Source organism: Pantoea sp. WMus005 (assembly GCF_013415305.1).
Taxonomy (GTDB): domain Bacteria; phylum Pseudomonadota; class Gammaproteobacteria; order Enterobacterales; family Enterobacteriaceae; genus Pantoea; species Pantoea rara.
The window spans coordinates 349,491-362,751 of sequence record NZ_JACBXU010000001.1; the positions used below are offsets into that span (position 1 = coordinate 349,491).

Here is a 13,261-nt window from a genome sequence, read left to right on the forward strand (position 1 = left end):
CGACAGTAGGGTTACTGGAAAATTCAGTCACGACAAAATTTATCAGATTAATCAAAGAAGCGAAGCGAAATTCGGCAGTTGCCGCTGCGTCTTACACTTCTTTGCGTAGCGAAACGGCGCACAGCCTGCACTGAGCAGGATTAACAGATGAAAAATCAGGGGATTCCTGGAGCAGGAAAACGGCAGAGCGCCAGATTATGTCTATAGTTAATGAACTGCTTTGCAATTCACACGGAGGAAATGATGGTAAATCAGACAAATCAATTCGAATCGGGCCTCGATGACGATATTGCGTTACTGACCGAAACCCTGGAAGAAGTGCTTAAGGCATCAGGCGATCCAGCCGATCAGAAGTACATTGAGCTTAAAAGCAAAGCCGAACAGGCGCTGAACGATGTGAAATCCCGTGTCAGCCAGGCGTCCGATAGTTACTATTATCGCGCTAAACAGGCGGCTTACCGTGCAGATGATTACGTGCACGAAAAGCCGTGGCAGGGTGTGGGTATCGGCGCAACCGCCGGTCTGGTACTCGGTCTGCTGCTGGCGCGTCGCTAATCGCGACTCGCTGTTAAATTTTAGCAGGCATCTGCAGTAAAAAAGCGGCGGGGAAATCCCGCCGTTTTTATTGATTTTTTAACGTGCTCAACATAGCCCTTTCCCTTCAATCCTGCTTTGCCCTCACTCTCTTTTAGGCGCAACGTGCCTTAGGCGCAACGTGCCTTAGGCGCAACGGTGACAAACACGCGTGATGCCGATTGTGTTTCGCATGAAGAATTCCTACAGTAAAGCAAACGTGAAAAGGAGAATCCGACGTGATTAGAGTAGAGATGCTGTCGACCGGGGATGAGGTGCTGCATGGCCAAATCGTCGATACCAATGCCGCCTGGCTGGCGGATATGCTGTTCCAGCAGGGTTTACCGATGACCAGCCGCACCACGGTAGGGGACTCACTGGCGTCGCTAATTGCCACGCTGCAGGCGCGCAGCCATGAAGCTGATGTGCTGATAGTCAATGGCGGCCTGGGGCCAACCAGTGACGATCTCAGTGCTCTGGCAGCGGCCAGGGCCTGTGGGGTTGAACTGGAGATGCAGCAGAGCTGGCTCGAACAGATGGAAGCCTGGTTCGCTAGCCGCGGACGGGTGATGGCGGCCAGCAATCGCAAGCAGGCTGAAATCCCGGCCAATGCGGAGCTGATTGATAATCCGGTCGGAACTGCCTGTGGCTTTGCACTGCAACTCAATCGCTGCTGGATGTTCTTCACGCCTGGCGTGCCATCTGAATTTAAGGTGATGGTGGAGCAGCAGATCATTCCCCGTCTGAAAGCAAAATTCTCGCCGCCTGAACCGCCGATTTGTCTGCGACTGACCACCTTTGGCCGCGGTGAAAGTGATATTGCCGCCGAACTGGAGCCGCTGGCGTTGCCGGAAGGTGTGGTGATGGGCTATCGCTCATCAATGCCGATTATCGAGATCAAACTGACCGGCCCGGCAAGTCAGCGCGTAGCGATGGAGCAGGTGTGGCAGCAGGTGCGTCTGTTACTGGCGGAGTGCACTATCTTTGAAGGCACGGAAGGCTTACCAGCGTTGCTGGCCCGTGAGCTGGAGCAGCGCGGGGAGTACCTGACGGTCAGCGAGCAATACACTGCCGGGCTGCTTTACTGGCAACTGGCTGCCGCCAGCGTGCCGTTGCGTGGCGCTGACATCCTGGCAGGCCAGCAGGAGACACTGGAGCAGCAGATGACACGCACCCGCAATCTTGCCGTACAGCAGCAGGCAGCGCTGGCGCTCTCTGTGGGTCGTCTGGATCAGGAAGAGATTTCTGTGGCACTGCATACACCGGAAGGCAGTTTTGGCCAGCGCGTGAAGTTCAGCACGGGTCGCTATAATCTGGAGACGCGGCAGAAGGTGGTGGCGATGATGGCAATGAACATGCTGCGCCGCTGGTTACACGGCAGCGAAGTCAGCACCGGTCACGGCTGGATTGATGTGGTTGAAACTGTCAGACAATAATGTCAGTGCAAACAAAACGGGCGCCTGGGGCGCCCGTTTTGTTTCAGTTTGATGATCAACTTCATGCAGGACCATTACTGCAGCAAGAGATAAGCTAACGCGATCTCAACGCCAATCAGGCCAGACGTGTCCCATCTCAGTTATAACTCAAGCTCAATCTCGCCTTTAGCTTTGCAGCAGCAGGGCAGGATCTCATCCTGCTGCACAAAGGCCAGCGGCCGCTGAGGGTAATGCACTTCGCCTTTCAGCAGCCGCATCCGGCAGGAGCCGCAGTAACCTTCCCGGCACTGAAACTCCACGCAGAGATTATTCGCTTCCAGCAGCGTCAGCAGATTTGTATGCTCGTCTGTACATTCCAGCCGGGTGCCGGAACTGCGCAGAATAACAACGTCGCGGCTCATGATTAAAGCTGGAAGTCGTCGAAGTCGTTAGCGCCCACTTCAGAATCGATCTGACCCACCAGATAGGAGCTCACTTCCACTTCCTGTGGCGCAACCTGCACGTTGTCAGACACCAGCCAGGAGTTGATCCATGGAATCGGGTTAGAGCGCGTCTGGAAGGGCAGATCAAGACCAACCGCCTGCATACGGATATTGGTGATGTACTCAATGTACTGGCAGAGAATGTCTTTGTTCAGGCCGATCATTGAACCGCCGCTGAACAGATATTCCGCCCACTCTTTCTCCTGCAGTGCTGCCTTCTTGAACAGCTCGAAGCACTCTTCACGGCACTCTGCCGCGATCTCTTTCATCTCTGGATCGTCTTCACCGCTGCGCAGCAGGTTCAGCATGTGCTGAGTGCCGGTCAGATGCAGCGCTTCATCGCGGGCGATCAGCTTGATGATTTTGGCGTTGCCTTCCATGAGTTCACGCTCGGCGAAAGCGAATGAACAGGCGAAGCTGACATAGAAACGGATCGCTTCCAGCGCATTGACGCTCATCAGGCAGATATAGAGCTGCTTCTTCAGAGCGCGCAGACTGACCACAACCGGCTTACCATTGACCTGATGGGTGCCTTCGCCCAGCTGATGCCAGTAGTTGGTCATCTCAATCAGATCGTCGTAATAGCGAGAGATATCCTGAGCACGCGCCAGAATCTGCTCATTGGTGACGATATCGTCAAACACCACCGCAGGATCGTTAACAATATTACGAATGATATGGGTGTAAGAACGCGAGTGGATCGTCTCGGAGAACGCCCAGGTTTCAATCCAGGTTTCCAGCTCAGGAATCGAGATCAGCGGCAGCAGGGCGACGTTCGGGCTACGGCCCTGTATGGAATCCAGCAGTGTCTGATACTTCAGGTTGCTGATAAAGATATGCTTCTCGTGTTCCGGCAGCGCCTGGTAGTCGATACGATCGCGGGAAACATCAACCTCTTCCGGACGCCAGAAAAAGGAGAGCTGCTTTTCGATCAGCTTTTCAAAGATGTCATATTTTTGCTGGTCGAAGCGCGCCACGTTAACCGACTGACCGAAAAACATCGGCTCTTTCAGCTGATCATTTTTGTTCTGTGAGAAAGTGGAGTAAGCCATAAAAGTTGTCCAAAAGTAGACGAAGCCAGGCCTCGTGAAATGAGTGAGGCGGGAGCATCTCCCGCCTGGCCATTAGATCTTACAGGCGCCGCTCTCGCAGCCATCATCCTGGATAGAAGGTGCCAGATCATCCTGCGCATCTTCCGCACCGTCACGGGTGTTCTGATAGTAGAGCGTTTTCACGCCGAACTTGTATGCCGTCAGCAGATCTTTCAGCAGCTGTTTCATCGGCACTTTGCCGTTGGTAAAACGTGACGGATCGTAATTGGTGTTGGACGAAATCGCCTGGTCGATGAATTTCTGCATCAGACCCACCAGTTGCAGGTAGCCGTCGTTGTTCGGCATTTCCCACAGCAGTTCGTACTGATCTTTCAGACGCTCATACTCTGGCACGACCTGACGCAGGATGCCATCTTTCGATGCTTTGATGCTGATGTGACCACGTGGTGGCTCAATACCGTTGGTGGCATTGGAGATCTGCGACGAGGTCTCAGACGGCATGAGCGCAGACAGGGTCGAGTTGCGCAGGCCGTGTGTTTTGATCTCTTCACGCAGGCTGTCCCAGTCGAGATGCAGCGGTTCGTTGCTGATCGCGTCCAGATCTTTCTTGTAGGTGTCGATCGGCATGATGCCCTGCGCATAGGTGGTTTCGTTGAACCACGGGCAGGCACCTTGCTCTTTCGCCAGCGCGTTTGAGGCTTTCAGCAGGTAATACTGAATCGCTTCAAAGGTTTTGTGGGTCAGGCCATTGGCACTGCCATCGGAGTAGCGCACACCATGCTTCGCCAGATAGTAGGCATAGTTGATGACGCCGATACCCAGGGTACGACGACCCATTGCGCCACGCTGGGCAGCCGGAATCGGGTAATCCTGATAATCGAGCAGCGCATCAAGCGCACGTACTGCCAGGGTAGCCAGCTCTTCCAGATCGTCGAGGCTTTCGATGGCACCGAGGTTGAACGCAGAGAGCGTGCACAGGGCAATCTCACCGTTTTCGTCGTTAACATCTTCCAGCGGTTTGGTCGGCAGGGCGATTTCCAGGCAGAGGTTAGACTGGCGAACCGGCGCGATGCGCGGATCAAACGGGCTGTGGGTGTTGCAGTGATCGACGTTCTGAATATAGATACGGCCGGTTGACGCGCGTTCCTGCATCATCAGTGAGAACAGATCGACCGCTTTAACACGCTGCTTGCGGATGCTCTGATCCTGCTCATATTTGGTATAAAGGCGTTCGAACTCGTCCTGATCGGCGAAGAACGCATCATACAGGCCAGGTACATCAGACGGACTGAAGAGGGTGATATCTTCGCCTTTCAGCAGGCGCTGATACATCAGCTTGTTGAGCTGTACACCGTAATCCATATGACGCACGCGGTTGCCTTCAACACCACGGTTGTTCTTCAGCACCAGCAGGCTTTCTATTTCCAGATGCCACATCGGGTAGAACAGCGTCGCTGCGCCGCCACGCACGCCGCCCTGAGAACAGGACTTCACCGCAGTCTGGAAATGTTTATAGAACGGGATACAGCCGGTATGGAACGCTTCACCGCCGCGAATCGGGCTGCCCAGCGCACGGATACGACCGGCATTGATGCCGATACCAGCACGCTGAGAGACATATTTCACAATCGCGCTGGAGGTGGCGTTGATGGAGTCCAGGCTGTCGCCGCACTCGATCAGCACACAGGAGCTGAACTGACGCGTCGGGGTACGCACGCCTGACATGATTGGCGTCGGCAGCGAGATTTTAAACGTTGAGATCGCATCATAGAAACGCTTGATGTAATCCATACGCGTGTCGCGCGGATAGCCAGAGAACAGGCAGGCCGCGACCAGAATGTAGAGGAACTGCGCGCTCTCGTAGATTTCACCTGAGACGCGGTTCTGCACCAGATATTTGCCTTCCAGCTGCTTAACTGCGGCATAGGAAAAGTTCATGTCACGCCAGTGGTCGAGGAAAGCGTCCATCTGCGCGAACTCTTCCTGGCTGTAATCTTCCAGCAGGTGGCGATCATATTTGCCCATGTCGACCATCTTAACGACCTGGTCATAAAGCTTCGGCGGCTCAAACTGACCATACGCTTTTTTGCGCAGGTGGAAGATTGCCAGGCGGGCAGCCAGGTACTGATAGTCAGGGGCATCGCGAGAGATGAGGTCTGCTGCGGCCTTGATGATGGTCTCATGAATGTCAGAGGTTCTGATTCCATCATAGAATTGAATGTGAGAGCGCAGTTCCACCTGTGACACTGAGACGTTGTTCAGCCCTTCAGCTGCCCAGTCCAGCACACGGTGAATTTTGTCGAGATCAATGCGCTCCTGGCGGCCATCGCGTTTAGTAACGAGCAGACTCTGGTTCATGTCGCGTATTTACCTTTGCGTGAGTATCCAAAAATTAAAAGAAATCCCAGTTTATACACAGCCTATTCATTGTGAATAATGTGTGGATAAACACTACATCTAGGGGGTGATGAGAAAAGTCATAACTACATGGGGGCATATTTTAGTATTTTACGGCCGCTTAACAAGAGCAAAAAATGATGGCTGGAGGGGTTGTAATTCTTGCGAAATTTCTTAGCCCACGCCTTGTAAGGCCTGGCAACATGTCAACCAGATCACACTTTTTTTTCTTAATATGATCGGGCGCGTGTTTCTTATTCAATCCTTAAGATTCAGCAGGAAAAGGGATGAAAAATGGGTAAAAACCGCTAGCAGGGGACTGCAACAGTGAACGCACGGGGTTTTGGATGACGTAACCTATTGGCAACCATCAGAATGCCTGTGATGCAGCGAGGGCAGCGACTGCTCAGGCAGAAAGCGCGGGCAAAGGAAAAAGTGCCCGCCCGGATGCAGGCGGGCAGATTGCTCAGCTGGCGCGGTGAGTATGCACCATATAATTCACGTCAGTGCCGGGTGCCAGTTTGAAGCGGTTGGTCACCGGATTGTAATGCAGGCCAATAATGTGGCGTTCACGCAGGGCTGTTTCATCGACCCAGCCAAGCAGTTCGGAAGGACGAATAAACTTCTTCACATCATGGGTGCCGCGCGGCAGCATGCGGAGCACATATTCCGCGCCAAAGATCGCCAGCAGCCACGCTTTGGGATTGCGGTTCAGCGTAGAGAAAAAGACTTCGCCGCCGGGTTTAACCAGCTTCGCACAGGCGTGAACCACGGAGCGTGGATCCGGTACGTGCTCCAGCATCTCCATACAGGTCACCACATCATATTTTCCGGCGTTCTGATCGGCATGCTCTTCAACGGTCTGCTGCACGTAGTCCAGCGTCACGCCGCTCTCCATGGCATGCAGGCGCGCCACGGCCAGGGGTTCCGCTCCCATATCCAGACCGGTCACTACCGCGCCTTCACGCGCCATGCTTTCGGATAAAATACCGCCACCGCATCCGACGTCGAGCACGGTTTTACCGAACAGGCCATTACTGTGCTGCGCGATGTAGCCCAGGCGCAGCGGGTTAATACGGTGCAACGGTTTAAATTCACCCTCCAGATCCCACCAGCGCGAGGCAACGGCCTCAAACTTGGCAATTTCCTGCGCATCGACGTTATGCTGATGATTCTGCGGTTGTGCATTCATTGAATCGTAACTCCTGACAAAATGTGCCCATAGTATAAACGCTTAACCGCAGTTGGCACACCTTTCAGGGGCAATGAAAAGCGGGGGAAATCGGTGGTTAACGTTCACCAGAGCATTGCAGTGTGATATACTTTCGCACCTTTAAAATCCGGGATTAAGTAGAGGGATAGCGGCTCCATGAGCGACCTTGCGAGAGAAATTACACCGGTCAATATCGAAGAAGAATTAAAAAATTCTTACCTCGGTTACGCCATGTCGGTCATCGTTGGCCGAGCTTTACCCGATGTGCGTGATGGCCTGAAGCCGGTTCACCGTCGCGTTCTTTTTGCGATGAGTGTACTGGGTAACGACTGGAACAAACCCTATAAAAAATCTGCCCGCGTCGTCGGTGACGTTATCGGTAAATATCACCCGCATGGTGATTCTGCCGTTTACGACACCATTGTACGTATGGCCCAGCCTTTCTCCCTGCGTTACATGCTGGTGGACGGACAAGGCAACTTCGGTTCCATCGACGGCGACTCCGCCGCGGCGATGCGTTACACCGAAATTCGCATGTCGAAAATCGCCCACGACCTGTTAGCTGACCTGGAAAAAGAGACCGTCGATTTCGTCCCGAACTACGACGGCACTGAGCAGATCCCTGAAGTTCTGCCGACCAAAATTCCTAACCTGCTGGTGAACGGTTCTTCCGGTATCGCCGTAGGTATGGCAACCAATATTCCACCGCACAACCTGCGTGAAGTGATCAACGGCTGCCTGGCATACATTGAAAATGAAGACATCAGCATTGAAGAGCTGATGGAGCACATTCCGGGGCCTGATTTCCCGACCGCCGCCATCATCAATGGTCGCCGTGGCATTGAAGAAGCGTACCGCACCGGTCGCGGCAAGATTTATATTCGTGCACGTGGCGAAGTGGAAGCCGATGCGAAAACGGGCCGCGAGACCATCATTATTCATGAGCTTCCGTATCAGGTTAACAAAGCGCGCCTGATTGAGAAGATTGCGGAGCTGGTAAAAGAGAAACGCGTCGAAGGCATCAGCGCACTGCGCGATGAGTCTGATAAAGACGGCATGCGCATCGTGATTGAGATCAAGCGCGATGCAGTCGGCGAAGTGGTTCTGAATAATCTCTATTCACTGACCCAGTTGCAGACTTCATTTGGTATCAACATGGTCGCGCTGCATCAGGGCCAGCCAAAGATTATGGCACTGAAGGAGATTCTGGACGCCTTCGTTCGCCATCGTCGTGAAGTCGTGACGCGTCGTACTATTTTCGAACTGCGTAAAGCCCGTGACCGTGCGCATATCCTGGAAGGTCTGGCGATTGCGCTGGCGAATATCGATCCGATTATTGAGCTGATTCGTCGTGCACCCAACCCGGCAGAAGCGAAAGCGGGTCTGATTGCGCAGGCGTGGGATCTGGGTAATGTGTCAGCGATGCTGGAACGTGCAGGCGATGACGCTGCCCGTCCGGAGTGGCTGGATCCGCAGTACGGCATCCGTGAAGGTCAGTACTATCTTACCGAGCAGCAGGCTCAGGCGATTCTGGATCTGCGTCTGCAGAAACTGACCGGCCTTGAGCACGAGAAGCTGCTGGATGAGTATAAAGGTCTGCTGGAGCAGATCGCAGAGCTGTTACGCATTCTGTCTGACGCCGAGCGTCTGATGGAAGTGATCCGCGAAGAGCTAGAGCTGATGCGTGATCAGTTCGGCGATGAGCGTCGCACAGAGATTACTGCCAACACCGCTGATATTAATATCGAAGACCTGATCAATCAGGAAGATGTTGTGGTGACATTGTCGCATCAGGGCTATGTGAAGTATCAGCCACTGACCGACTATGAAGCGCAGCGTCGTGGTGGTAAAGGCAAGTCAGCCGCACGTATCAAAGAAGAGGACTTCATTGATCGTCTGCTGGTGGCCAATACCCATGACACGATTCTTTGCTTCTCAAGCCGCGGCCGCCTGTACTGGATGAAGGTTTATCAGTTACCGGAAGCGAGTCGTGGTGCGCGTGGACGTCCAATCGTCAACCTGCTGCCGCTGGAAGCCAACGAGCGTATTACCGCGATTCTGCCGGTACGTGAGTATACCGAAGGCTTCAATATCTTTATGGCGACCGCGTTGGGAACCGTGAAGAAGACCGCGCTGAAAGAGTTCAGCCGTCCGCGTAGCGCCGGCATTATTGCCGTGAATCTGCGTGACGACGATGAGCTGATCGGTGTGGCGCTGACCAACGGCAATGACGAAGCGATGCTGTTCTCAGCGGCCGGTAAAGTGGTCCGCTTCGCAGAAACCGCAGTCCGTGCGATGGGTCGTACCGCTTCTGGCGTTCGCGGCATCAGGCTGGCTGAAGGCGATCGCGTTGTCTCTCTGATTGTGCCGCGTGAAGAGGGTGCAATCATGACCGTGACGCAGAATGGTTACGGTAAGCGTACTGCCAACAGTGAATACCCGACTAAGTCGCGTGCGACGCAGGGTGTGATTTCAATCAAAGTGACCGAACGTAATGGTCCGGTGATTGGCGCTGTTCAGGTTGTCGATGGCGATCAGATTATGATGATCACCGATGCCGGTACGCTGGTGCGTACCCGCGTGTCAGAAGTCAGCATTGTGGGCCGTAATACCCAGGGTGTGATTCTGATTCGTACCGCAGAGGATGAGAACGTAGTCGGTCTGCAGCGTGTTGCCGAGCCGGTTGAAGAAGAAGAGCTGGATTCAATCGACGGTAGCGTGGCGGAAGGCGAGGATGATATCGCGCCAGAGGCAGAGATCGACGATGAAGAGAGTGCACCGGAAGCGGACGCAGAAGACGAAGAGTAATTTGTCTGACGTAAGCTGAGGTTCGTTGCAGAAACGGCAGGTCAGGGGAAACCCGGCCTGCCGTTTTTTTGTGCGCGAGGGGAGCCAGGAACGCGTTGCTGTGAGTCGGGAGCCGCCGACAGGCCCGTAATACCCGATCGCAAAGGATTCCCGCATCCCTGGCGTGGAGGCTTTGCTCTTCGGGCATTACGGGTCTTTCTGATTCTGAATGTTGTCTCGCTGTGCAGGAATGCAGGCGTGTATTTGTTTGAAGGACAGATGCGGCCACTTGATGTTGGGGTAAAGATGTCGCTTTCACTATCCTAAAAGATTCCCAAACCTTCCGCTAAGCCTGCGGCTGGCTGGCTTTTTTCGTCCGATAAAGCTAGTGTATGGGCATTAAAAATCGATGATGCGACTAACCTTGCCAACTGCGAGTTACCTTTGAAATATCCTGTCTCTTTCCGCACTACGCTTCGCATCTCGCGCTACCTTTTCCGCGCGCTGGCGCTGCTAATCTGGACGCTGGGCGCTGTTCTGACGGCGTTTTACATTATCAGCGTGCTGCACAATAAAGAGACGCAGGTTCGGCAGGAGTTTGCCAGCAACTACGGCACCATTCAGTGGTATGTGCGCCATTCGGCGGACATGATGCGTGAGCTGAAATATATCACCGAGAACCGCTTAACCAATGCCAGCAGTGGCCTGGATGTGCTGACTGGCATGATGCCGGGTAAAGCCACCCAGCCGCAGTTTACGCCACTCTTTTCAGATGGCGACTGCACCTCAATGAGTAACACCTGGCGCAACTCGCTCGATTCACTCAGCTACTACATCAATTACTGGAAAAGTAACTTCGCCTCCTCGTATGAACTGAATCGGGTGTTCTTTATCGGGGGCGAGAGCCAGTGTCTGGCTGACTTCACTATTGGCAGCAACAATGCTGACCGTGACCGCAGCCTGAAATCGTTGCGCGAAAATGTGCTTCGCTATCGCAACAGCAGCGAAGAAGAGCGCCGCAATCCGATGTATTGGATCAACAGTAGTGCTCAGCCCGGCGTCGGAACCTTCTACATGGTGGTGCCGGTTTACGTGGCTAATAAATTACAGGCGCTGCTGGGTGTAGAGCAGAATATCCGCCTGGATGAGTTTATCCAGCCGGGCAGCCTGCCGATCGTCGCGTCCATTACCGATGAAAATTATCGCCCACTGCTTAACTCGCGGCGTGGTGGGCTGGGCTTCTCGCTCGACAATCTGCCGGATGATAAAACCTGGTTTGGTTATCTGAATGGTTATCGTCAGCTGGTCCTGAAAAAGCCGCTGCCACCTTCCGATCTTAACGTGGTGTGGTCGATACCCACCGACGTGATGATGGATCAGCTTAAGCTGATGATCATTAATGCGCTGCTGCTCAATATTTTTAGCGCCGTGATCCTGTTTACGCTCGCCTGGGTGTTTGAACGGCGGATGTTCCTGCCGGCGGAGGAGAATGCGCACCGGCTGGAAGAGCATGAACAGTTTAATCGTAAGATTGTCGCCTCTGCGCCGGTCGGAATCTGTATTTTACGCACCAGTGACGGCACCAATATTCTGAGTAACGAGCTGGCGCACAATTATCTGACGTTGCTGACGCAGGAAGATCGCCTGCGGCTGAATGAAATTATCGGCGGCCAGCAGGTTAACTTTGTCGATGTGCTGACCGGCAGCAACACTAACCTGCAAATCAGCTTTGTGCATTCGCGCTATCGTAATGAGAACGTGGCGATTTGCGTGCTGGTCGATGTCTCGGCACGTGTCCGGATGGAGCAGTCTCTGCAGGAAATGGCCCATGCGGCAGAGCAGGCGAGCCAGTCAAAATCGATGTTCCTCGCAACCGTCAGTCACGAACTGCGCACGCCGCTGTATGGGATTATCGGTAACCTTGATCTGCTACAGACTAAAGAGCTGCCCAGCGGTATCGACTCGCTGGTAACAGCGATGAACAACTCCTCCAGCCTGCTGCTGAAAATCATCAGCGATATTCTCGATTTCTCGAAAATTGAGTCCGAGCAGCTGAAAATTGAGCCGCGTCCGTTTGCCCCTCGTGAAATTGTGACGCACATCGTCGGCAACTATCTGTCGCTGGTGGTGAAAAAGCGACTCACGCTCTACTGCTTTATCGAAAACGACGTTCCGCAGGTGCTGGACGGCGATCCGCTGCGCCTGCAGCAGGTGATTTCGAACCTGCTGAACAACGCGATTAAATTTACCCATACCGGCTGTATCATCCTGCATGCCTATGTTGCTGAGGGGTATCTGGCCTTCCGCGTCCGGGATACCGGCGTCGGCATTCCGGCGAAAGAGCTGCCGCGCCTGTTCGATCCCTTCTTCCAGGTGGGAAATGGCGTTCAGCGTAATTTCCAGGGCACGGGGCTGGGACTGGCGATCTGTGAAAAGCTGATCAATATGATGGACGGTGACATTGAGGTGGACTCAGAGCCAGGCATGGGCAGTCAGTTCATTGTGCGAATCCCGATCTACAAAGGGCAGAAGCCGTCACTGATGCTGCTGGAGGATCTGCAGGATAAGAAAATCTGGCTGGCGATGCGCAACGCGTATCTTGCAGAGTTTATTACGCGCCAGATTCAGCAGCAGGGTATTCAGGTCGCGGAGTATAACGGTAAGCCAGGGCACGACGATGTGGTAATGACCGACTACGATCTGGAGACAGATCTACCGTTGCGCGCGCTGGTCACGTTTGACGGATCGCATGTGGATATGCCGCGTGAACGTCAGCCGGGACGCTGGATCCACTCCACCGCCACGCTGCACGAGGTGCCGGCGCTGCTGGCGCGCATCTATCGGATCGCGCTGGGCCATGACGCGGCAGATGCACTGTTACTGACTGCACCGGTCGAAGAGAAAGTACATAACGATGACATCATGGTGCTGATTGTTGATGACCATCCGATTAACCGCATGCTGCTGTCAGAACAGCTCGGCACGCTGGGCTATCAGGTGAAAACCGCGCAGGATGGCGTTGATGCGCTCAATGTCCTGAGCCGTAATGAGATCGATATTGTGCTTACCGATGTGAACATGCCGAACATGGATGGTTATCGCCTGACGCAGCGTTTACGTCAGCTGGGTCATCTCTTCCCGGTTGTCGGCGTGACGGCGAATGCGCTGGCGGAAGAGAAACAGCGTTGTATGGATGCGGGTATGGATAACTGCCTGTCGAAACCGGTGACGTTAGATGTACTGAAAGTGACGCTGGCGATCTATGCTGAGCGGGTGCGTAAAACGCGGAGAGGATAGGGCAGAGGTGAGGTGGTGCAGGCT

General features: G+C 54.0%; 8 protein-coding genes. 4 read left to right on the forward strand and 4 right to left on the reverse strand.

Annotation, left to right across the window (positions count from 1 at the left end):
* The first annotated feature begins 243 nt into the window (after positions 1 to 243).
* Positions 244 to 555, forward strand: coding sequence for a stress response protein ElaB (gene elaB, locus HZZ01_RS01650; RefSeq protein ID WP_003854223.1), 312 nt, complete (start codon positions 244 to 246; stop codon positions 553 to 555).
* Between the two features lie 257 nt (positions 556 to 812).
* The gene (locus HZZ01_RS01655) at positions 813 to 2,009 is read left to right on the forward strand and encodes a nicotinamide mononucleotide deamidase-related protein YfaY (protein ID WP_179895221.1); all 1,197 of its coding nucleotides are present in this window, start codon (positions 813 to 815) and stop codon (positions 2,007 to 2,009) included.
* 140 nt (positions 2,010 to 2,149) lie between these two features.
* Here HZZ01_RS01655 and yfaE read toward each other — a convergent pair whose 3' ends face one another.
* From yfaE to ubiG, 4 genes are all read right to left on the reverse strand, one after another.
* Entirely contained in the window at positions 2,150 to 2,410 is a 261-nt protein-coding gene (gene yfaE, locus HZZ01_RS01660) for a class I ribonucleotide reductase maintenance protein YfaE (RefSeq protein WP_010258095.1), read from the reverse strand.
* A 2-nt stretch (positions 2,411 to 2,412) separates the two neighbouring features.
* Positions 2,413 to 3,543 carry a class Ia ribonucleoside-diphosphate reductase subunit beta gene (gene nrdB / locus HZZ01_RS01665; RefSeq protein WP_179895222.1) on the reverse strand — a complete coding sequence of 377 codons (1,131 nt, stop codon included), beginning with the start codon at positions 3,541 to 3,543 and terminating at the stop codon, positions 2,413 to 2,415.
* Between the two features lie 72 nt (positions 3,544 to 3,615).
* On the reverse strand, positions 3,616 to 5,901 hold the full coding sequence (gene nrdA / locus HZZ01_RS01670; RefSeq protein WP_179895223.1) for a class 1a ribonucleoside-diphosphate reductase subunit alpha: 2,286 nt from the start codon (positions 5,899 to 5,901) through the stop codon (positions 3,616 to 3,618).
* 505 nt (positions 5,902 to 6,406) lie between these two features.
* Entirely contained in the window at positions 6,407 to 7,132 is a 726-nt protein-coding gene (gene ubiG, locus HZZ01_RS01675) for a bifunctional 2-polyprenyl-6-hydroxyphenol methylase/3-demethylubiquinol 3-O-methyltransferase UbiG (protein WP_179895224.1), read from the reverse strand.
* 177 nt (positions 7,133 to 7,309) lie between these two features.
* Here ubiG and gyrA point away from each other — a divergent pair, with 177 nt between their 5' ends.
* Complete coding sequence (gyrA, locus tag HZZ01_RS01680; protein WP_179895225.1) at positions 7,310 to 9,961, forward strand: DNA topoisomerase (ATP-hydrolyzing) subunit A; 2,652 nt, start codon at positions 7,310 to 7,312, stop codon at positions 9,959 to 9,961.
* Between the two features lie 423 nt (positions 9,962 to 10,384).
* The gene (rcsC, locus tag HZZ01_RS01685) at positions 10,385 to 13,237 is read left to right on the forward strand and encodes a two-component system sensor histidine kinase RcsC (protein ID WP_179895226.1); all 2,853 of its coding nucleotides are present in this window, start codon (positions 10,385 to 10,387) and stop codon (positions 13,235 to 13,237) included.
* The last annotated feature ends 24 nt before the right edge of the window (positions 13,238 to 13,261 follow it).